This is a genomic window from Methanosarcina sp. A14 (assembly GCF_001729375.1).
GTDB classification, from domain to species: Archaea; Halobacteriota; Methanosarcinia; order Methanosarcinales; family Methanosarcinaceae; genus Methanosarcina; species Methanosarcina barkeri.
The window spans coordinates 1-21,976 of sequence record NZ_LZPK01000259.1 but is presented as its reverse complement, the minus strand read 5'-3'; the positions used below and the strand labels follow the sequence as shown (position 1 = coordinate 21,976).

Here is a 21,976-nt window from a genome sequence, read left to right as displayed (position 1 = left end):
TTTCATTTTTGCTAATCTACTTTAATTTCATTTTTGCTAATCTACTTTAATTTTTGTTTTGTTCAATTTCTGCTTTGCCTCTGTTTTCAGTATACATTTTGCTCCATATTTACTATTTTATTGATTTGATCCTTTCCTTCTACAGTAATTTATATCTGATAAAAGATCTATTTGAGTATAATATATTAAAAATGATTTATAATTTCGGGGTGGAAATATATCACAATTTCTTGGTCAAGTAGTACTTAATATACTTTCTTTAGGAGCAATTTTCTATGCCGCGACGCTTGTTGCTGCAAATACCTCTATTACTCAGAAGAATCTCGAGACCGAAGTTATCATCAACTCCCCGGCTGCCAGGGTCTGGCAAACTCTTACTGATTTTGGAGCATACCCGCAATGGAATCCATTTATCCGTGAGGTGAACGGAGTTTCCAATTCAGGTGAGAAATTAAAGGTTCAAATGCATCTAGGCAACCGTGTTATGACAATTCGACCAACTATTCTTGTCATTCGGACAGAAAGAGAGCTGCGCTGGATCGGCCATCTGGTAATTCCTGGGATATTCGATGGTGAGCACGGTTTTGTAATAGAACCAGCTGGTGAGAACAGGGTGCGCCTGATTCAACGAGAGACATTCAAAGGGCTTTTGGTGCCGTTTTCGGGTTCCCTGCTTGGCAATACAAAACGGAGTTTTAGTAAGATGAATCTGGCACTTAAGGAGCGCGTTGAGCAGGCAAACTAATCTAAGCACAAGGTCCTGCCGGACAAATAAGTTAAATTTCAAGCCCCTGCCGGATGAAATTCTAGAAAAGAACCGGATATAATTACGGAAAAAGAAACGTGAGGTTTCTGTATCTCAGTGCAGAGCCCTGTATAAATATTTTTTAAGGTTTCTACACCTGTCTATTTCATTTAAACCTTCATTTGAAGCTCTTTTGCTATTAATACGGCTTTTTTCTCTTAATAGTTACCTGGATTTTCCCGGCACCCAATTGCTATAGAGTTTCCACTCGATTAAAGAGTCTTCACTGTCGGTTTCTATGTAAAATCTCCATATAAAAGGCTCTTCCATTGCAGAGAATTCAAAATTTACAAGGATATCAGGTAAAAGCACAGATTCTTTTGCTTCCCCTGTATTTGTCTTTATCGTGATACTTGACTCTTTGACATTCAGATTACTTACTTCGAGACGTACCGATTTTCCAGCTTCAGCTTCAAAAGAAGAACTACTTCCACTCCAGGTTCCTGCAGTATGGAATTTACGTCCCTGACTATCAATCGTAGGGGGTAGTCTGGTCAAAGGTGGAGTTATAGGTCTGGCCACATGAACCGGTTTTTGTTCAAGCGGAACTGCCTGGGTTTTCAGGATTGGAGGTTCCGCTACAGGTGCTTCAGGAGGTTGAGGTATTTTAACTGCGGGTACTCCTACCCTCGGAGCCCGGGGTATCTCTAGTGGTGGGACTTCAGGTGCTCTTACCGGCCCTACCGGAGATGCTCTTGGTGATCGAACCGGAGATTCCGGGAATAATGGAGTTGGGACCTCCGATAACTGCGGTTCGGTTACTGGTGAAATAGAAAGTTCCGGTGGACCTGTGAAAAATTCCTCATCGAGACTTCCTATAGTCTCTGACCCTATTATTCCATCAACCTTCAGGCCCCGTGACTCCTGGTAACTTTTGACCGCCAGTTCGGTTTCCCCACCAAAAATGCCATTGGCTCCAACCTCAGGTACGGGAAAGTCCAAAAATATTAAAGCCTGTTGAACTTTTCTTACCGCAGAGCCACGGTCCCCTCTTTGAAGAGATATTTCGTTGTCATAGCAAGCCTCCAGAACCTCATCGCCTTCAAATCTCGACGACCTTAAATCGTGACCATCCCCAATAGTCATATTCTATCCCCCATATTTGCCGCATAACTTTTCCCTTAAATATACAACATTATCACTAAATATTACTAGCCTTAAAATTTCAATAAATAAACTAGTGATATTAAAATATATAAGTTTTTAGAAAAATTATATTTATTAAATGACTTAAATTTAAATAATACACTCTTCTGCTGTTGCAAAATAAAGGGGTTACTTGTAAAGCGGGTATTGAAGAGTTGATAGTCTTTGATATAGATGTGATATTCTTTAAGATATTGGATCCATTTTTTATATATCGTTATTTATATATCTTTATATAAAATTATTCGTAACATGGGGGGAAGTAGAACGGATAATGACGACTTACTTGAAAAGTTTAAAAATCTTGATTTCATGAAAATGGATCGGCGGACCTTTATAAAGGCTGTCGGGGCATTAGGGGCTTCACTGTTTTTACAAACGTATAAAAACGATATAGCAAAAGCTCTTGAGTTTTCGGAAACTAAGGTTGTATGGCTTCACGGAGTAATGGATAGTGGCTGTACCATATCAATGCTGGACGGAGGATCTCCCGATATCGTAGAATTCCTTCAGGAATACAATCTCAAGCTTCTCTATCATGAAGTTTTAATGATGCAGCAGGGAATTTTCGTAGATGGAAAGCTCGCAAATACCAGTGATCTTAATTCTGAGATTGTGCTGGATGATATATTGGAAAAGGAAAAAGGTTACGTTCTAGTTTCTGAAGGGGCAATTTCGAACGGACCTGAAGGTTCCGGGAAATATCTCATGCTTGGAGGAAGAACCTATAAGGAGATTTACGCGAAAGCTGCTAAAAACGCTTTAGCAATTGTTGCAATTGGGAATTGTGCGACTAATGGTGGGGTGAACTCTGCTAAGAGTGATATAGTTGAACTTATGGACCCCCGTGGAGTTGCTTTTACTATGGAAGATGCTTCAAAGGGGATTTTAGATCTTCTTGGCATTGAAAAGCCTGTAATTAATCTTACTGGTTGCCCTACTCATCCAGATTGGGTTTTTTTGACAATAGGCGCAGTTGTTTTGGGAAAGATCAAGATACCTGATGATTTGCCTTATGTGCTGGATCACTGGAAACGTCCAAAGGTTTTCTTCCCGCCTGACCATGTTATTCACGACAACTGTTCTCGTCGCGGATACTATGACCGTGGAGAGTTTGAGCTGACAGTAGGTGGACCCAAGTGTCTCTGGAAACTGGGATGCAAAGGGCCTTATACCCACGCAGACTGCGCTACTCGCCACTGGAACGGCCATCTTAATTTCTGCCCTCAGGCAGGCTCTCCCTGTATTGGTTGTGTTCAGCCAGGCTTTCCGGATAGTACCAGGCCTTTTTTCGTGGAAATTGAGAAGACAGGAATTGTAGGTACGAATATCAATACTGTAGCGGGCGTGGCAATAGGAGGCGCACTACTTGCTGCAGGGGCTCATGCTGTCAGGAGAACTGCCATGAAAAGACCTGAGGACGAGGAAGGCTTTGCCGAAGAAACCACTCATGAAGAAACCGGAGAGAAAACCATAGAGGAAGCCGGAGGTGAAAAATAATGGTACAGGTTACTGTTGATCCAGTTTCGAGAATAGAAGGGCACTACAGGATCAATACTGAAGTCAATGGGGAAGGCGTGATTACTGATGCCCAGAGTAATGGATTACAGTTAAGGGGTTTTGAACGTCTCCTACAGCACCAGGACCCCAGGGATGCGGCACTTCTGTCCCAGAGGATATGTGGGGTTTGTCCGGTTAGCCATGGCATAGCTGCAGCAAATGCTCTCGATGAACTTTTTGGAGTGGCAGGTGAGGTTCCCAAAGACGGGCTTTTAATGCGAAACATCCATCAGGCTCTGAATTTCATAGCCAGCCATGCAGCACATATCTATGTGCTCTGGGGCCCTGATCTTGCAAACCCGGCTTACCGTGACATCCTGGCAAAATACGGGGATGTTGGAAATGCAGTATGGAAAGAGCTCCAGGGACGTTTTGCGCCTTTGATTTATCAGATTGACGGTGCCAGTTATCCGGCAGGCTCGTCCTATCTGGGCGCTATAGTGGAATTTCGCCGCTTGCACGAAGCCATTTCTTTGATAGCCAGCAAGATGCCTCATCCGGTTCTTCAGCATGTTGGGGGTGTAGTTTATTCTCCGACGGTTGCTGATATCGGGCAAATTTTAAGCTATGTCACGAAAACGATGGAGTTTGTTAAAACATTTACTCTTGGGGTCTCTCCCGATACCTGGATTGAAAATACTTACAGGGCTTCTTCTCCTCAAAAGGCTGCTAATTTCGTTCTGAATCACCTGCAAGAACTTCTGAATAAATCCCTTGACAGCAAGGACTTCTCACACTCGGCTGGCTGGGGAGACGTCCCACTCTTTGCGGCTTTCGGCTCGGAGCTTATAGGGGAAAAACTTCTCGGCCTGCCTATCAGTATGAAAATGGACCTTGCAGGGACTTACAAAGATCCCGATAAGATCGGTTTTCTTTCTTACGGAGTTTTCTTTAAGCCCGAGAAAGGAAATGGATATGACCCCACAAGTCCTGCGGACAGCAGAGTTATTCCTTCCGGCTATATGAATGGATATTTCAAGCTTGAGAAATTCGATTACAAAAAGATCTCAGAAAGTATTAGCCACTCCTTTTACATTGACGATGTAAACGATCGTTCTCCCTGGAATGGGATTACGGTTCCTGAAGGAAATCCCGAAAATATCGATTATACAAAAGGATCGAAGAGCCGTTACTCGTGGGCAAAAGCCCCTCATTACAATGGAATTCCGTGTGAAGTCGGTCCTCTTGCCCGTATGATGGTTATGGGAGAACCTCTTGTTACGGGATTAGTAAAAACTTTTCAGGATAATGGCTACTATCCTGTCAACAACTACACCCGTATGATTGCAAGGATGCAGGAAATTCTTGTAGTGGTTCCAGAAATGATAGAGTGGCTCACACAGGACCTTCAAGCAGGCGGAAAGGTTGCTGTGCATACTGATCTTTCCATGGCAAAGAGTTCCACAGGAATGGGCTTATGGGAAGCTCCGCGAGGGGCACTGGGGCACTGGATTGCTACAGGTTCGGATTCTATGGTAACCCTTTACCAGGCTGTGGTTCCGAGTACCTGGAACCTTGCTCCAAGGAATTCGCAAGGGACCCCAAGCCCTGTTGAGCAAGCTCTGATAGGCACCAAAATTTCGGCTGCTGAAAATGCACTTGGAGTGGATTATTCAAATCCTCTTGGAATTCTGCATACAGCCCGATCTTACGATCCCTGCCTGGCATGTGCAGTTCATACAATTGATAAAACTACAATTGATAAAACCGGAAAGCACCCGGATTATACAATCAAGGTACTTTGAAGGAGGTTAGAAGTTATGGTACGATCTGCTCAAAGATCCGCTTCTACAAGAATGGTTGTTGAACGTTATACCTGGCTTGAGCGGGTTACTCATCTGGTTCATCTTATTACCATGTTTGTCCTGCTTATCACGGGATTCAAAATCTACTATGGTTGGGAGTTCCTGGATTTTCAAACAGCCCGATCCTGGCATGTGATTGCTGTACCTTTTTTCCTGGTTGCAAACTGGATTCTGGTCCCATACAACCTTTTTTCCTGTAAAGAAGAAAGATGCAGTGTCAGAGACAGAATAGTGCATTTTAAGGACTCTTACATTTTCGGAAAAGATGATGCAGAACGGCTCATTGATATAATAAAGAATTTTTTTGGAAAAGGCAGGTATCCGGCTTTTACTATCTATGATGAAAGTAAAGGACACTATGTAACCAAGCTTCATCCTGTACTTAAAATTCTGATTGTTATTGAGAGCATAGCAATTGTCATTGTAGCAATTACAGGAGTGGTGCTTTACAACCTTGAATGGTCTCCTTTCGGAATTCCTATTGCGTCATGGATACTTTCCGTAGCCTGGTATTTTGCGTCCTTTTTCAATATCAATGCCTTAGGGTTGCTTCGCTTATTACATCTGCTTGCAGCCTACTGGTTTGTCTTTGAGCTTGTGATCCATGTAGGAATTATTGAATTTGATCCATACGTATGGAAATATCATAAAGCAATCTTCTGGTCCGGAAAAGAAGACCTTTCAGATACTCATTATTCCGAGGTTATCACAGCTAAAACAAAGTATTTACCTACAAAGGAAAGGCCTTGAAAATCTCTTAAAGAAAATTATTAAATTTAAGGTAGTATAGGAATTTTTGAAAAGCCTGTACACCTTTTTAACTCTTTTTTGTATGAGTAAAACATGTCATACTAAATGCTCCGATACGTGTCCTTGGCTGCGAAGGAAAATTATTGTATTCTGGAATAATTTCGTAGATCCAAAACCATTTGAAAGTTCAATACACGATACAACAACAAACGGCGCAAAAAGTTAAACGTTAAGTAAGTTTCAATTTCATTTTGGTATTGTGAAATAATTATGTAAAATAACACGTATCTTATAGATCGTATCTTAACTGAATACAAATGAATCATTTCAGGACACAACAGAAATAATTCTGGATTAAACCCAGATTTATGCAGATCTGGTAAGACATTAAATCAGTGACATTGACTTATAAACCGCATCAATAGGGTCTTCATAAAACGAGATCTGGAACTTACTGAACAAGTCTGGAGGTACTGCTGCAATCTTGCTTGCAGAAGCAATTGGAATCAGGACTCTCTTCGCCCCAGCATCAAGGCAGACCTGTAAAAGACCAGCAAGATTTTCCAGTACCTCTACAGAGCCTCCGATTGTCATGCTTCCAAGGATCGCAGTTTGTTCCTGCAGGGATCTTTCTATTGCTCCAGAACAGAGGCTTATGAATGCCGCAAGAGCAAGTTCATCAGACATACCAATTCCATAGAGGTCCTGGACATGTAAAAAGTAGTCTTTTTCTTTTACAGAAATGCCCTGACTTATGGACTTTGCATTGGCCCGGAAGTAATTAAAAGCTGTCTTTATTGCTTCTTTTGCCTGAGAATTTAAACCAGTGCCCGATTTTTCGTATTTTCCAGATCCAGACACTATCTGGACTTCAAACTTGTATATTCCGATCTTTCCGGACTCGGTAGCTGCAACAGCGTATGCTTCACCTGGTTTTGTAATTCCTGCTGGAATGATTTTGCTTCCACCGCTTTCAGGTACAGGCACGAAGGTTTCTTTTAGGTTCTCGTTATCAATGTACGAGAAATTTACATCAAAGAACTCAATTCCTCCAATCTTTTTGAGCTGTTCTTTTACCCGCCTTCGACCTACAAGGGCATATTCGAGAATCTCCTGAGCTTCTTCTTTCGTAATATTCTCATCAGGGTAGAGGAGCTTCATAAGTCCAGAGAATGTCTTATTAACAGCAATTACATCACGCTGGTTCAGGTTATTTCCAAGCCTGAAGAATTGGGTTATGTGATCAGAATAGGAACGTTTTCTCATTTCTCGGAAAAATTCGGCAATATAGTCAACTATGAACCCATATCTGTCAGTAAAGTGTTCAGGTCGGAACTTAGGGACTTCCCAGCCAGGGAGATAGTAGTGCATCCTGTCAAAAAAAGCGGTATCGCTGTTCATCGCATCCGGAAAGGGAGAGAAAAGGTGAGAGGTCTTAAGGAGAGAATCAATACTCTGGTTAATGTTTCCAACGAAGACAATTGATGAGTTTGCATTTTTCTGCTCCTTTCCTCTTGCAAAAGAGCCTGAAGCCATGTAGTCTTTGAGGATCTGAATTCCGTCTTTGTCCTTGAAATGAATTCCTGCAACTTCATCAAATGCCACAACATCCCAGAGCCCAACAAGTCCTATTTGCCGTGTAGACATGTTGTAGAAGAGGTTTGCAACTGTGGTCTGTCCACCTGAGATCAAGATAGAGTTCGGGGAAATTTCTTTGTAAACATGGGATTTTCCTGTACTACGTGGGCCCAACTCGCAGAGGTTGTAGTTGTTTTCAACAAGAGGAACAAGCCTTTCCAGCATGTGCCACTTGACAGGATTCGGAAGCTGAGTTGGCTCCATTCCTATGCTTCTCAAAAGAACGTCTATCCATTCTTCTTTTGTAAAATATTTCCTTGCCTCAAGGATTTCCTGGATATTCATGTTTGGAATCTGGATAGGTTTTAAGCTGGAGATAATAAAAGGAGATGCTGCAGATTCAATGGAGTACTCCATCTTGAGCATGCACCAGATCCCGCCTCCGAGCAATTTATCATATTTTATGATATAATCCGAGTCAATTTCGATGTTAATAAGCCCGAGGTTGGAAAACGATGCCTCGTAAATATCCCTTTTTTCGTTCAGCCTGACAGTAATCTTATCAATAACCGTGTAATAGCCAGTTTCCCTGATTCTCGACTTGATTTTTTCGGCTTCATCAGGCCTTACATAATTTTTGGACAGGATATTTTTTACTTTCTGGACACCTTCATTAATCACATCTTCATCATCATCTGCACAATAGGAGCCGAGAAGGTATTCAAGTACATAGACAGGGACATTATGCCCTACTTTCAACAGCTTTGTAAGGTCTTTTCGCACAACCCTACCAGGAAAATATTTGATTAATTTTCTATCGGTTTCAAGGACTGCTGTCTCAAGAGCTTCTTCAGTCATTTTATCCTGTCCATATTTCATATTACTGTCCATATTTCATATTACTGTCCATGTTCCATATTACTGTTCATATTATTCTCTTTTTTTACGAGAGAATCTTTACACAATTCGTTTTTTAATTAAAAGTCATCAAAATCCCCGATCAGAAGGTCCAGTTCAAATGGAATCCGTACAATATTTTTGATTTCCGTTGGATCAGTGTCAATTAATTTAAGATAATATGTCTTATTCTCAAGGTTGTTCCCGAGAGTAAGCATTACAGTATACTGCCTTTCTTCAGGGTCATCGGATTCGCTACTGGCAATAACGGTTTTTTCATCACTGACCATTTTTTCCTGCTCGCCGTCAATATCCCATAGAGAAACTCTGAAAGTTCGGGGTTTCATTTTATCGGTGACTTTTTCAGTCTGGAAAATTTTGACTTTAAACTTGCTGTTTGTGATCTTTTTTCGGTCGTTTATTACCGAGACGTTGACTTTAACATGCTTTATGTCCTTCCCCTCAAGGGTTTTATCCTTCCGCTTATGGGTATATGTCAGGACCGGAATGACAATCTCCTGAGGAGAGGCTCCTCCATGCACAAAATTGAGCCCACCTCCCTGGAGTTTGAATCTGAGGTCTGCTTTTGGGACATAGACAAAAAGTGGAAGATCCTGATGTTCCTGGCTGAGAACATGGTGCATATCAAACTTGTGTATGTTCTCCAGTAAGTCAGCCTGTGCAAATTCCTGGTCACTCAGGATAAAGCGCTTTGTGGCATCAAGTATACGAGATTTGTCAAATAATGCGGTGTCTACCTTATCTGCATTTTCCAGATCGTCTCTCCGGTAAAGGAAACCGTGATCGGATGTAATAATTACATTTGTGGTGTTTAGAGTATCACTCAAATGCTTGACAAGTTTCTTTAGTTCAAGAATTGTTTCCTCTACGGCATTAAACACGCTGTTTTCTGAGGACTGCTTATCACCAGTTGAGTCGATCTTGTTGTGATAGATGTAAAGGACTCTTTTTCCTTTGATAAGTTCCCGTGCCTCTTCCCGGCTGAGTTTAATAATGTCTTCATAATTTAACGCAAGTGAGTCTTCACATTTACTTTGCAAGATTTTGTTCCTTTTTTCAAGCCCTTCGGAACTTATGCCATCAACAAGGACTTCTTTTCCTCTGTATTCCAGAGCATTATGAGGAAGTAAACTTGCCATTCCAAGTTTCGTGTATGAGGGCAAAACTCCTGCCATAGAAGTGAGTTCGGCAATCCCCCAGGTATCTTTATTGAGAGTTTCGAATAGTTCGAAAGCTGCTTCATAGCGCAAGGCATCGGAAATGATAACTGCAACCCTAATTCTGTCGTCTTTTTGTAAGATCCTGCTTACGTACAGTTTATAGAAATCCTTCTGGCTGTCTGCAAGCTCAATTTTCCACTGGCTTTTAAGATCGGATTCAATAAGGCTGCTCCATTTTAATAACAGTTTTCCGAGCAGATTGTTAGCATAGAGATCTTCAACCTGAGGCCTCAGGTTTTTCTTCAGGATGTCCTTTTCCTGCTCTTTATCATAATAGTAGTAGAATTTTCTGTAGAAGTAATCCATCTGATAGTGGGTCTCAGCATATGCTTTGAATAATTCGTATAAACTGCATGTGTTTTCAAGTGTATCAATTGCTTCTGGATTTTCATAGTGCTCTCTGGCAAAACGGAAGATCTTGACTGCATATTCAAGCGCACTGTAAATGTTTTCATATTCGGAAAACCAGTGCTTTGTCCTGCGGACATCGATCCAGGCAAGATAGTTTTTAAAATCATCTTCTGTTGAATCTACAGGACTACTCAGAGATTCGATTATACGGAGAATTATAGCTTTGTCAAAGGTCTCAACTGCTTCTGCTTCAAGATATGTCTGCACATCCCGCTTATTAAGCGTTGCTTGCAAGCTCTTTTCAAGATCCCGATTGTTCTCTTCAAGTATGTCACGAGTGTATTTCTCAAAGGTTTTGGAGTTTTGGGAACTGTCCATCCAGTGCTTGAGGAAGATCTGGCACTCATTTTCCTTCCGGTTCACATACTGGTCATAGCCTTGCATGGAAATTCCAGAACACTGCTTTATGTGCGTGACCAGAAAACTCAGGAAAAGCTTCTTCAGGGTAGGGTTCTTTGCCAAAAAGCCAAAATCATCTTCTGCCAGCTCCCAGAAGTTTTCCTCCAGCCCGAACTTCGATATATGCTCCCATGTCGGGTTTTCGGCTTCTTCCAGGGATTTCAACATGGTGTCACGAACGATAAGTTTGAAATCAAGAACCTGAGTTTTTGAAAAAACAGCCAGCATGCCCAGAATAAACTCTTTTTCCCGCCAGTCCTTCTGGTAGAGCTTTTTTAGAGGCTGAACCCTTTCTTTCTGATTGCCAAAGAATTTTTCGTATTTTGTGAAGAAGTCGTCCAGTTCATGCCCCTCGATCTCAAATTCACTTTTGAGGTCCGAAATCCGGCTGTTTTCAAATCTGGATGAATAAAGCTGGATATCAAAAAGCCAGTTTTCTTCGTGCGTTCTTTCTTTGTCGGGGCAGTAAATCAGATAGTTTGATTCAGGGTCCTCTATTTCAAGGAGTTTTTTGGTTTCAAAATAGTTGTTACTCAGGATATGGAATTTAATGGAATGCCCTGCCAGTATTTGTATTATCTCGTTCAGCTCTGAGCTGGGAGCCAATTTTTCATCATCCCAGGCAGTCCTGTCCTTATCATACCAGAAAACGATTTTTCTCTTCTCATAATCTGCCAGTTCCGAAGGGTCAAATTTTCTGAGTATACTCTGGCTTGTTTTTTCAACGTTAACCATGAAAATCCATATCCTGCGATTAATCGGGAAAAGATAAAATTATATATAGAAATTTAGACACTTTATCTATGAAGTATTCTTCCATTTATAGGCTTTACTAATTTGTAGTGATGTTTTACATATTAATACATCATCTGAAGCATTAATACATACTTTGAAGCCGAAAATAGAGTGCTTACCAAAGCAATAATAAACCAAAATTTTAAAATGACCGCCATAATCATATTGAAGACTGGATAAAAATCCAAAAATCTAAAAAAGAAGGTGGAAACAGGATGGAAACAGAATAAAAAAACATGAAAACAAGATGAAAAATTGAGGTTTTTAACCTCTATATTGAAAAATAAAATTTAAGTCTCAAGTAAAAATGTACAGATCCATTACCTTTTTAAGAATTCAATAACCTCTTTCTCAGACTTTGCATATCGAGATACAGGAGGTTTGAATTTTTCATTATTCTCAAATAGAGAATGTAACTTATTAATGGCAACAGGGTCTGATATGTACAAAGTGTTTTGTTCCAGATATCTCGAAGCCATTTCTACACCCCTTATCGCTTAATCCTGCCTTTTAACAACTATATGCGTTCTTATTTGATATATGTTCTTTTCCTTAATCATTCCCGATTTTTTCTTTGAATCTACAAGGAAACAAGTCCCAGATTAATGAGTATTGGGTTCTTTTTTCATAATGATTGCGGCTATGTGACTTTAGTGCGGTTTTGCGGTATTAATGAGGTTTAAGGATCATGCCGCCTTTTGCGTTGGCAAAAGCTACAGCGGATTCTACGGTTCTGTCATCGAATTTCTCTTTGAATTCGAGGGTTTCGGACTCGCCGGATTTGAGAAGACTTTTGATATCCATATTATCAGTTTATAATTTCCCAAAATCTATATCGTACCCTGCTGCTTTTATCTCTTTAGCAAGAGCAAGTTTCCATCCGTTATATGGGTCAAAAGGTATATACACAATTCCTAAAATGTCTGATGGAACTTCAAAGTTTATTCCACCTTTATTTAATGCAACTACATTTTTTCTACCAAGTTTCCCCATAAAATAACCAAGTTCTAAAATCACATTCTGGCGAGCTCTTGGTATAGCAGATTCAGGAAGCTGATCTTTTTTGTATCCAAAATCATCAGGTGAAAGTAGTACTACAGCAAAAGAGACATTTTGCGAACAAGACTCAAACTTCTCAATAATCGTTTTTCCAATATTATCTTGTTCGTGTAAGATAATGGGCTCAAGACCTACATTTTTTAATACCCGAGCAACAGTTTCTTTCATCTCATTGTCATGACCGTGAACAACAAAAACTTGATTACTTTGAGGTTTTAAGCTTGCTGTTTGTTTATTAGAGTCATCTTTTTTATATCCTGGCCCCCATTGAATAAAATCATCAGTAACATCTTCTATTTCTCCATTAATTCCTAAATAACCAATGGAATTTATATTTGGAACTTCATACTCACGTTTATTAGATTCAGTCCTAAGAATTTTGATCCTTTCTATATTATCTACCTTGATTATATTTCCATCTATAATTAAAGAAGCACCTTTTTCATAAGGTTCTAAAAACCGACTGCGAAGTACTTCTTCACTTAAATTAAGTTGTTTTTCCTCATTATTAATAGTAGAGCCTGAGTAAGTTTTAATTATAATATGATAAACCATCTTACCACCAAGAACCCTTATATCTTCCCCACCAACCCTTTAAACTTCTCATAATTCACTTTGACCCCATCATCCAGATCAATCTCAATCATCTGATCCGCTTTATTCTTAAGAAGTTCATCATACTTCACGAGCTCTTCAATATTCTTTTTGAGCTTCGCAAGTTCAGTTTCTGCCTTCCCTCGATTTTTGGAATTCTCAGAAATATCTTTTTCAAGAAGCGGCCTTTTAGCATCCAGCTTTGACTCAAAATCCAGCAAATAATCGATCCTCATCTTCGCCAGGGTAGTTTTATCGTACCTGTGCATGTAAACGAGCGCATTGAACACTTTATCTTTCCCTGAAGTAAAGAGCCAGTAAATCGGTCTCTTCTTATACATTTTAACGTGATCTTTGTAGAAATCCTTCAGGAAATAATCCCTTATGACTTTCTCAGAAGCTTCGCCTTTTTTCGAAAGCGCCCCTGCAATAAAGTCCAGGTTTTCAGAAAGCGTCTCTGCCCCAAAAGTAAATTTCAAAAACTCCTTGAACCGGCCTACAATGTCGTCCGTGTAATATTCATCATCAAGAATCGGGATTATATTATCTTCATCCGGCAGGAAAGAAGCTTCAGGAACCTTTTCTTTAAAATCAGCCAGCTTTTCTCCCTGATTTGCAAGAATCAGCCCTTCTTTTTCCGGGGAGTATCTTCCGAACATGCAGCCGACAGCATAGGAAATTAGTTCTTTTATGGTATCGGTCAGCAAAAGAGTTTCCAGTTCTTCTTCGGTTTTGTTGTTGCCGTAGCGATAGTATGGGTTACAGGTCAATGTGATTTCAGAAAGGGAAACATCTGGCGTTAGTTCATCCTGCAGACCGTAGGCTTCGATGAAAATGCGGTTATTCTCTTCCTCAAGCCGCTGCGTTTCAAGAGTCATTTCTTTCCAGTGGTAGCGGAGTTTAGTGTAAGTTTCAGCAAGTTTGGGGTGATGGAATTCTGGTTTCAATAATGGAAGAGTAATAAAATCCCAAGAAGTTTCATATAAATCCCAGTCGGATTTCACCAATGAAATTGTTTTTTTTGAGATACTCTCAACATTTTTTTTATCGATACTATTGGTTATAAAAGGGATTTTGCTAACTGTACCCGGCTGAAAATTTAATGTTGGGTTGATAATCTTAAGAAAATCAAAAGATAACTTTGAACATAATAATCCTATCACATAATACAAATCTTCATACTTATCTGGAAATAGTGAGCATCCGGCATAATCAAATAGACAGCCTTTTTCAGTGTATCTTACACCAAAATAAGAACTACTTATAAAAGACCACGTCACGCCTTCTTTAAGCATGTATTCTAAATTCTGAATATACCGTGACCAGTGCTTCCCCTTATTTCTTTTAACGGCATATGTTTTTATTTCTTCTCCATCATTTTGCCAATTAATAACACACTCTTTATTTCCATACCATTTCCTAAAATTTCCTCCCTTATTGTAAGGATACCATTTATGTGAACTGTTAAATGTATCACTCAATTTTTCATATCCGTAGCCAATTTTCTGTTGCGAAACCTCAAACCATTGGCGAATGAATCTTTCATTATCTCCTGTATTTTGACCCGATTTAGCTTTTGCATGCATATCCAAAGAGTCAGATTTTTCAAATATTTCCCTCACTCTCTCACTTACCCAATACGCAATCGGACTCCCAGGAATTTTCTTGAAGTCGGCGGCGGAGGCGCGAGCAAGTCTATCATTCTGCATCGGGAATTGTTTCGGTTCATTCTCTTCTGTCAAATCCTCATAGTAAACATAAGAAAAGTGGCCTTTGAAGTCAGCTTTCTTTGTTTTGTTCCAGACAGTTGCTGCCGTTCCAAAAGCAATGCCCATTACCATATTTGCCATGTGAACCATACAATCAATCGTTACTTCATCCAGCAGGCGTTCTCTTAGTTTTTCGTAAGATGAAAGGAACATCCAGCTTTGCATTGTAACCATTGCATTGTATCCGTGTTCAACAATTAAATCAAATCCACGCTCGATAAACATGGCAAAAAGATCAGATTTACTATCAGGATATTTTTCCTGAGCAAAAATTCTTAGCTCATTGTTCATGCCTTTACTACCCATATACGGTGGGTTAGTGACTATTACGTGATACTTAGAGCTAAGATATTTGGCATTTTGTAGGGCTTGCATAACCTTCTGATGAGTAGAGTAAAGAACTATATTTTCGGGGAGACTTTTGGATTCAAGCAGATGCAGTATTTTCAATATATTTGATGAAGCCGGATTAATTAGAGAACCAAAATTGTCGGCTTCGACAAACTGGAGCAGAGTATCTTTCTGGGCATCGGTGAAAAGGTCACTTCCGACTGCATCTATGTAAGCATTGAGCTCTCCTTCTTCAAAAGTAACGCTTTCCAACACGCAGATATTGGGCTGGACCTTCTTTTTGAAAAAATGGCGGTCCTTGCTTCTTGCCTTCATGGTCAACGCAAAGCCTGCAAGTTCTCCTGCACGCTTATCGATCTCAATCCCGAAGAGATTATGGGTCAGGATCAGTTCTGGAATTTCTGAGGTACTGTAACCTTCTTCTTCATAAATCGCATACAACAGATCAAAAGCATAAACCAACATGTGCCCCGAACCACAGGCTGGATCACATATTTTAAGTTCTTCAGGAGAACTGATTTTCAGAAAATCGATTTCCTGTTGTTCAGGTTTTATATAATACTCCATCCGGTCAACAATGCTTGATTTCGGACGGTTAAGCATCCACAGGCGACCCATGGAGTTTTCCACAAGGTAACGGACAATCCAGTGAGGTGTGAAATGCTGCGTTGCAACTGGAATATTTTCTTTACTAATTTTAATTCCCTTTTTGAGATCAGCAAAGACTTTGTTCTTCTTCGGTTCTACATAATCCTGGTAGATCCAACCTATAATTTCAACTTCGTGCCAGTCCTCGTCCGGTATTATTGAATTAAGGTCATGCAGGACTGAGCCGGTGTGTAGGAGTTTGTCAGGGAAAAGGAGTTCAGTATAATCCTCGATTTCTTCAAAAAGGAAAGGCATTATTTTGTGCAGATAATTGCAGAGCTTGAGGAGGAGGTATTTGTAGAGCTCTTCATCTTTGTTTTCGGCCTTGAGGTCGAGGACTGAGTCCTTATCAACGTTCAAAAAGTCAAGTTTCAGGGCATTTGTTAGAAGGTCGGGTTCCGTTTTGTCAGGATCAGAGGAAGTAAAGACTCTGATCTGGTCAGGGAGGCACCCGTTCCTCTCCATAAATTTAAGAGCCATAAGCCGGTTGAACCAGGTATAGGTCACTTCCTCCATGACCTGTTCGTAACCCTTATTCTTGACCTGTTTTACGAGCTGAGAACGCTGGTTTTTGATCTTAGAATTAAAGACTTTACCGTTGATCACAACCGAATCTTCATGTTCTTCTACAGCGCGGATTTCTTTAGAAGAAATTTCATAATAGGCTGCCTGACTTCTTACTTCGGCGTTTAACTTTTCCCGAACCGTGTTTGAGAATTTAATTATTGCTGATTTGTCCATTCTCATCCGACCTTTTTCTTAGACCCTTATATTCTCCTTCATGAGAATTGTCAGCATTTTCTCTTTCAGCTGTGTCAGGTACTCCTCGATATCAGCCTCGCTTTCCAGCATTTTTCTGGACTTGAAAAATGAGATCTTATTTATTACTCTTGTAGTTCTTTGCGGCAACGGAGGTAATGCCGGTTTTTCTTCCTGCTCTGCGTCTGGCTTTTCTGGATCGTCATTACCTTCCCCATAGGGTACTTTCGGCGGCTTTTCCCGAATGGTCTGCCGCTTGAGATCGATTTGCTTGTAGGCTTCTACGCGGAGATCGTTTATCAGAGAGAGCTGGCTTTGCACAAGAGCGCAGTCTTCAGCGTCTTTCAGAGTTCTTTCGATTACATTGAAGAGCCCGAGCACGGTTTCCTTGAAATCGTCCGAAAATTTTTCGTCTGAAAGTTCCTTCTCAAGCTCTTTTAAAACCGTATCAAGGCTTTCTCTTACCTCTCTCTTCTGGGCAGAAAGAGCCTCCTGGATTGAAACTTCTATCTTCTTTTCCAGGATTGGTAGCTGGCGAATCTGAGAGTAAGGCTTTTCCATATTTAGGATTGAGTCAATCTCATTAATGGCTGCTTTTGTCTCTCCGTCAAGGAACTGGATGTTTCTGCAGTAATCTTTATGCTTTCTGGTAAGCCTCTTGAAGATTTCAGCCTGAGCGCCAAAAAAGCTTTTCACAGGCTCTGCTTCGGCGTGAAGTGCTTCAAACTCGGTTCTTCGGGAAGCGACTGCTCTGAAAAAAGTTGAGGAATCCGGGTTCTCGGTCAGTTCTTTCAGGAATTTCCTGTAGGCTTCTATCTGGGGTCTGCCCGGATAGCCTGTTTCTTCTTGATATCTGCCTTCGAGACCTTGCAGGTTTGAAAGCTCTTCCTGGAAGATTTTCTTTACCTCTTTGTAAAGCTCTCCTTCTTTTTCTGGCAGATTTATTTTCTCAAAAAGGTCGCTGAGGATCTGCTTTACTGCTTTTAGATCCTCTTCTCCGGCTTTTTCCCTGATTTCTATGACCAGCTTGTCAGCATCATCTTTCCTTGTCAGGTGCTTTGCGGTAGCATCGGTATTGAACATGTATTCAGACTGGTAGCGGAGTTTGAGTTCTTCCTTCAGGTAAAGCGTTGCCACAAGCCCTGAAACCGTCATATCTTTCCAGCCGTAGGGTTTTTTCGTGAAACGTTCCTTTAAATCGCTTAAAAGAACCCTTCCACTTCTCCCGTGCTTTAGCCGAATGTACTCAAGCATCTCTTTTAAAGCCAGCCTGTTTGTCTCACTGCCTGTAACCCCAAATTTCTCAAGGTCATCCGAACGCAGGAGCTTGAGCACTTCATTCTCGTTTTCGTAATCCTTTGTGACATATCCAGCTTTGCTGTAAACGTTTTCTATAAGGAGAGAAAGCCCTTCTTTTATGCGCTCTTTCGGGCTGGTTTTTCCAAGCATTACTTCCTTGTTATCAACAAAGACCTTCGAATCTGAGACTCCTTGAACAATCAGCTCTGCTGCTTTTGCTCTTGCGCTTTCGGCATCTTTCTCTTTTGTGAACAGAATATTCTGAATTTCCGCGTTATTCCGGTTTGAAGAGTTCTGCTTGAGGTATTTCTCGATTCTCAGGTAAGACCTGATCTGATCAATTAATTCGTCGTCGGGGAGCACGAAAAGAAGAGTATCGGTTGAATCAATATTGCTTAAATTATCGCCGTATAGGGACTGCTGGTTACCTTTCCTGCTATAGTACTGGTCTGAAAGAGGAGTAAGGAACTTAATTGTAAGGTCTGCACCTGAGACAGCCTTTACCCTGTCATCAACCGCTTTGCTAAATTTGTAATTCTCATAGGAAGACGGGCAAATTCCTGATTTTTGCTCATAGAGCATCCTATGGACCTCTTCAAGGATCTGGTGATCTTCAATATCTATCCCTTTGATCTCTCTATTGATATCTTGCTCCTCATTTGTCAGGAAATAGTACCTATCTTCGGACTTGTTTATCAGGGTCTGTCTTTCGAGTTTTTGGAGAGATTCAATAATTCTCTGTTTCAGTTTGACCTTGTCTTCATCAACCGAGGAAATGGAGAGAACTATCAGGTTATCCAGGTTTGGCTCGATCTCCTTTATGTTCCTGATCATAAACAGGACTTCCAGAAGTTCACAGTCGTATTCATCAAGTAACTGATTATTCCGGGCCTGGGAGATCGTTCTTGCTATAATCGGATCAAGGAAGCCTTCAATTGTCTCATAGAAAGCATGGAAAGGAATTAGCAGCCCTACGTTTTTCTCACAGTAGTTCTCGGTTGACTCCTTGAAAGCCCCAAGGAGTGATCTTTCTCCCTTTGCCAGGTGTTTTCCTGTAAAACCTGTTTCTCTAATCTTGTCAAAGACCTTCTGCACAAGGCTGAACTGGTACGGGACAAAAGGATATACATCTACAAAATCAGCTTCGTTCCTGTAGACTTTTGTTTCAGCCTGATTTGAAAATGCAAGCAGATTCCTGAGTATTATCTGTTTTTCAGCATAATAAGATGCGAGAAACTCCCTTTATTCCCCTTTCTTCTGCAAGATTCTTTTCTTGATAACTTCGTCCACGTTGGCGCTGGTAAGACTCAGGCGAGTGTTAAAACGTCCCTGAATCTTGGAGAAGTCGTTGCCTTTTACGTGTTGCTTTGTAATCGTATCAATATCAGCCTGCGAGGTTACAACAACCCAGGCCCTTCCCCTTAACCTGGTCCCAAGATCTTCTACAATGGTCTGGAGATTGAGCATCAGCTCGCTGTTTTCTCCTATATACTGTCCCACTTCGTCCACCAGGAAAATTACCTGATGGTTTTCTCCCTTTGATTTACAGTATTGATCGAGCTTATTTGCAAATTTCTCAACGCTAAAAGTATAGCTTGCTCCATCGCTTTCAAAGAGCCTTGTAGCAGCTTCCCTGCTCATGAAACCGCAGTTTACAAGGGCTTCTATAATATCGTCCTGCTCAAAACTGTAGGCAACTCTTCTTTCTTCCCAGGATTCTCCGTTTATACGTTTAAATTCGGCTTTAAAAAGCTCGTAAAGTTCCTTATCCTCAAGCTGTTCTTCAAGTTCTGCGATCCAGAAGACATCTCCCAGATATCCACGCCTATCATTAAAAGCCCTCATGAAGATATTTACAATCTGCTCGTCGCCTTTGTTTACAGTATTTGCTTTGGAATCAATATTAAAGAGAATGACATCTTTACTGCCTGTATTAACGGCTTTTTCGATATTGGCAAGAATTGCAGGATCTGTAATTTTTTCCCTGAAAAATTCAAGTGCAGTTTTGCCCTGAACTGTTCTATTTTCCAGTAAATACGACAGAATTTTGAGGAAATGTGACTTTCCAGAGCCAAAGAACCCTGAGATCCAGACTCCTATCCTATCTGTGGGCTCTTCCATGGCTGCAGTATAATTTCTAAAAAAATTATCAAAATGCTTTAGAGACTCACCTGTTACCACATACTCATCAAGTTCAGTATAAACACTACTTTCATCTTCCTTATCGACCTTTATTACTCCATCGATATCTCTTCGGATATCTTTCTCAAATAAGTCTTCTATTTTTATTTCTGCAGCTGTCATGTTTAGCACTCTGATCAGATCTCAATATGATTCGGTAGAAATTTTAAGGTGTATCTCAAATACCTCAAACTTCCCCTCTAAAAGCTTTAAAAATCTCATGATTACATTGCCTCTGGCATCAAGCGGAAAGCTCTGTAATAATTTTTGGTTTTAAATTCACCAAATAAGCTAAGGTCAAGCCCACTGAACTTTCCTGGATAAAACAGTACAAGAGGCTTCTTGCCTGTAACAGAATATAGGTTATTAAGAATGGAATGAGCTCTGACCATTGGCCATGCGTTTCCTATTCCTGTCAAAAAAATAAGGTCGTAATCGACGTTGAGAATCTCGGAAATCTCTTTTTTTGTAGTCTCTTGATTAAGAATTAATCTTACTTTCTCAAGCAAGGCATCTGAACCCTTTTTCTTCTCGAACTTAATCAGTTTCTCATCAGTAAGCTTCTGGTTCAGGATTTTGAGACATAGGTTATACAGATTAATCTCAATTATCTTAATCGAGTGTTTGCTCTCAAAACCTGAGATAAGTTTACTTATTGTGTCCCTAACAAGAAGCTCGTTTTCAGGCTCGTAATCAAAAATCCAATATGGAATCTCATTTCCTAACCCTTTGCATTTCAAAAAATCATCAGTTTTTATTTTTTCTTTAAAGAGTTCGAGACGCTCTTCAAGTTTCATAATTTTATTGTACTGATCTAAGTATAAATGTGTTGCTATTTCTATTAATAGAAATATTATCCGATATTTTAAAATAATTAATTTATATAAATTATAAATATAGAAATTTGAGGATAAGGCATATGACAGGAAAAATCTCTACTGATAAAAACAAGCACCCTTTCAATGTCTTTTTGTTTATCCTTCTTGTTATAAGCCATTAATTCAGTTTTTACAGGCATATGAAGGGACTGTCGACTATGCCTGAATGATAACAAATAACTCCATTCAAAGCTTCCTCTGAAAGGGTCTATATGCCTAAACCGCGAACCCTGCTTATGAATAAAAAAGTGTTTGTTGGTGTAGACGGATGCAGAGCAGGTTGGTTTGCAGTTGCACTAACAGAAACTGATAGTTTTGGTGTATTTCAGTTTCCTAAAATCTCGGATCTCTATAGCTATTTTTGTGATGGCAATACTCATGTGCGTATACTTGTGGACATCCCTATTGGTTTAGTAGATAGCAAATCTAATTTCAAGAGAAGGTTTTGTGATATAGAACTCGAAGATTATTGAGACCCTACAGGCAGTCCAGCGTTTTCCCCACTCTCTGTAGAGAAGCCATCTATGCAAAAAACTATGAAATCGCTTGCGACATCAATGAAGAAGTTACAGGCAAACGACTTACAAAACAAACATGGGGAATCGTTCCAAAAATCAGAGAAATGAATGATTTTCTTATAGCCACAGATTCTGCTAAGGAAAAAATAATAGAAATCCATCCCGAGATTTGTTTCTGGGCTCTTGCCGGAAAGCCAATGGAATATTCAAAAAAAGAGAGTGAAGGTTTTAGCGAAAGAAAAAAGCTGCTGCAGGAAATTTGTACTTCCACAGATGAAATTGTACAGAATGCTCTTTCCAAATACAGACGTAAAGATGTAGCAAGAGACGATATTCTTGATGCTCTGGTCGCCTCTGTAACAGCAAAGTTATCTTTTCAGAGGGGACTAAAATCTATTCCAAAAATTCCTGAAAAAGACTCTCAAGGACTTCCTATGCAGATTGTTTATCCTACCTTCCGCAGATGTCTTGAGTAAAAGAACATTTTTCCTGCTATCGTTTTTGTGCATTTGCTCAATAATTTGCAATTATTA

Annotated in this window: 13 protein-coding genes and 1 pseudogene; 6 read left to right on the top strand and 8 right to left on the bottom strand. The window is 40.2% G+C overall.

Annotated features, from left to right (window positions below; genetic code table 11):
- Positions 1–217: 217 nt before the first annotated feature.
- On the top strand, positions 218–745 hold the full coding sequence (locus tag A9239_RS12255; protein ID WP_176722139.1) for an SRPBCC domain-containing protein: 528 nt from the start codon (positions 218–220) through the stop codon (positions 743–745).
- 225 nt (positions 746–970) lie between these two features.
- On the opposite strand, the gene A9239_RS12250 is transcribed toward A9239_RS12255, so the two are convergent.
- Positions 971–1,891, bottom strand: coding sequence for a peptidoglycan-binding protein (locus tag A9239_RS12250; protein WP_048121136.1), 921 nt, complete (start codon positions 1,889–1,891; stop codon positions 971–973).
- A gap of 312 nt (positions 1,892–2,203) precedes the next feature.
- Between A9239_RS12250 and A9239_RS12245 the strand changes: the two genes are divergently transcribed.
- Genes A9239_RS12245 through A9239_RS12235 form a run of 3 tightly spaced genes read left to right on the top strand, consistent with a single transcriptional unit; the run spans position 2,204 to position 6,066 of the window.
- Positions 2,204–3,451 carry a hydrogenase small subunit gene (locus A9239_RS12245; protein ID WP_069575327.1) on the top strand — a complete coding sequence of 416 codons (1,248 nt, stop codon included), beginning with the start codon at positions 2,204–2,206 and terminating at the stop codon, positions 3,449–3,451.
- Positions 3,451–5,256: a nickel-dependent hydrogenase large subunit gene (locus A9239_RS12240; protein WP_048121137.1), complete on the top strand. Its 1,806-nt coding sequence runs from the start codon at positions 3,451–3,453 to the stop codon at positions 5,254–5,256. Before A9239_RS12245 ends, A9239_RS12240 begins: the two co-directional genes overlap by 1 nt.
- A gap of 15 nt (positions 5,257–5,271) precedes the next feature.
- Positions 5,272–6,066 (top strand): cytochrome b, encoded by a 795-nt coding sequence (locus tag A9239_RS12235; protein WP_048156016.1) that lies wholly within the window; start codon positions 5,272–5,274, stop codon positions 6,064–6,066.
- Between the two features lie 387 nt (positions 6,067–6,453).
- Here A9239_RS12235 and brxL read toward each other — a convergent pair whose 3' ends face one another.
- The 7 genes and pseudogenes from brxL to A9239_RS12200 form a co-directional block, all read right to left on the bottom strand.
- On the bottom strand, positions 6,454–8,502 hold the full coding sequence (brxL, locus tag A9239_RS12230; protein ID WP_048157105.1) for a protease Lon-related BREX system protein BrxL: 2,049 nt from the start codon (positions 8,500–8,502) through the stop codon (positions 6,454–6,456).
- Between the two features lie 119 nt (positions 8,503–8,621).
- Positions 8,622–11,327, bottom strand: coding sequence for a BREX-1 system phosphatase PglZ type A (pglZ, locus tag A9239_RS12225; protein WP_048156019.1), 2,706 nt, complete (start codon positions 11,325–11,327; stop codon positions 8,622–8,624).
- 729 nt (positions 11,328–12,056) lie between these two features.
- On the bottom strand, positions 12,057–12,191 hold the full coding sequence (locus A9239_RS12220; RefSeq protein ID WP_048156021.1) for a helix-turn-helix domain-containing protein: 135 nt from the start codon (positions 12,189–12,191) through the stop codon (positions 12,057–12,059).
- A gap of 9 nt (positions 12,192–12,200) precedes the next feature.
- Positions 12,201–13,001: a TIR domain-containing protein gene (locus tag A9239_RS12215; protein ID WP_048156024.1), complete on the bottom strand. Its 801-nt coding sequence runs from the start codon at positions 12,999–13,001 to the stop codon at positions 12,201–12,203.
- A gap of 17 nt (positions 13,002–13,018) precedes the next feature.
- Positions 13,019–16,549 carry a BREX-1 system adenine-specific DNA-methyltransferase PglX gene (pglX, locus tag A9239_RS12210; protein ID WP_048156026.1) on the bottom strand — a complete coding sequence of 1,177 codons (3,531 nt, stop codon included), beginning with the start codon at positions 16,547–16,549 and terminating at the stop codon, positions 13,019–13,021.
- Positions 16,550–16,567: 18 nt separating this feature from the next.
- Positions 16,568–20,170 (bottom strand): annotated as a pseudogene (gene brxC, locus A9239_RS12205) (BREX system P-loop protein BrxC).
- Positions 20,171–20,271: 101 nt separating this feature from the next.
- Positions 20,272–20,844 carry a DUF1788 domain-containing protein gene (locus A9239_RS12200; RefSeq protein ID WP_048156030.1) on the bottom strand — a complete coding sequence of 191 codons (573 nt, stop codon included), beginning with the start codon at positions 20,842–20,844 and terminating at the stop codon, positions 20,272–20,274.
- Between the two features lie 293 nt (positions 20,845–21,137).
- Here A9239_RS12200 and A9239_RS21015 point away from each other — a divergent pair, with 293 nt between their 5' ends.
- Both A9239_RS21015 and A9239_RS12195 read left to right on the top strand, forming a co-directional pair.
- Positions 21,138–21,398, top strand: coding sequence for a DUF429 domain-containing protein (locus A9239_RS21015; RefSeq protein WP_394298320.1), 261 nt, complete (start codon positions 21,138–21,140; stop codon positions 21,396–21,398).
- Positions 21,395–21,919 carry a DUF429 domain-containing protein gene (locus A9239_RS12195; protein WP_394298321.1) on the top strand — a complete coding sequence of 175 codons (525 nt, stop codon included), beginning with the start codon at positions 21,395–21,397 and terminating at the stop codon, positions 21,917–21,919. Before A9239_RS21015 ends, A9239_RS12195 begins: the two co-directional genes overlap by 4 nt.
- Positions 21,920–21,976 lie beyond the last annotated feature (57 nt).

Coding starts and splice junctions, on each gene's coding strand:
- A9239_RS12250 (WP_048121136.1), bottom strand. CDS start 1,891: ATGACTATTGGGGATGGTCACGATTTAAGGTCGTCGAGATTTGAAGGC.
- A9239_RS12245 (WP_069575327.1), top strand. CDS start 2,204: ATGGGGGGAAGTAGAACGGATAATGACGACTTACTTGAAAAGTTTAAA.
- A9239_RS12240 (WP_048121137.1), top strand. CDS start 3,451: ATGGTACAGGTTACTGTTGATCCAGTTTCGAGAATAGAAGGGCACTAC.
- A9239_RS12235 (WP_048156016.1), top strand. CDS start 5,272: ATGGTACGATCTGCTCAAAGATCCGCTTCTACAAGAATGGTTGTTGAA.
- brxL (WP_048157105.1), bottom strand. CDS start 8,502: ATGACTGAAGAAGCTCTTGAGACAGCAGTCCTTGAAACCGATAGAAAA.
- pglZ (WP_048156019.1), bottom strand. CDS start 11,327: ATGGTTAACGTTGAAAAAACAAGCCAGAGTATACTCAGAAAATTTGAC.
- A9239_RS12220 (WP_048156021.1), bottom strand. CDS start 12,191: ATGGATATCAAAAGTCTTCTCAAATCCGGCGAGTCCGAAACCCTCGAA.
- A9239_RS12215 (WP_048156024.1), bottom strand. CDS start 13,001: ATGGTTTATCATATTATAATTAAAACTTACTCAGGCTCTACTATTAAT.
- pglX (WP_048156026.1), bottom strand. CDS start 16,549: ATGGACAAATCAGCAATAATTAAATTCTCAAACACGGTTCGGGAAAAG.
- A9239_RS12200 (WP_048156030.1), bottom strand. CDS start 20,844: ATGAAACTTGAAGAGCGTCTCGAACTCTTTAAAGAAAAAATAAAAACT.
- A9239_RS21015 (WP_394298320.1), top strand. CDS start 21,138: ATGCCTAAACCGCGAACCCTGCTTATGAATAAAAAAGTGTTTGTTGGT.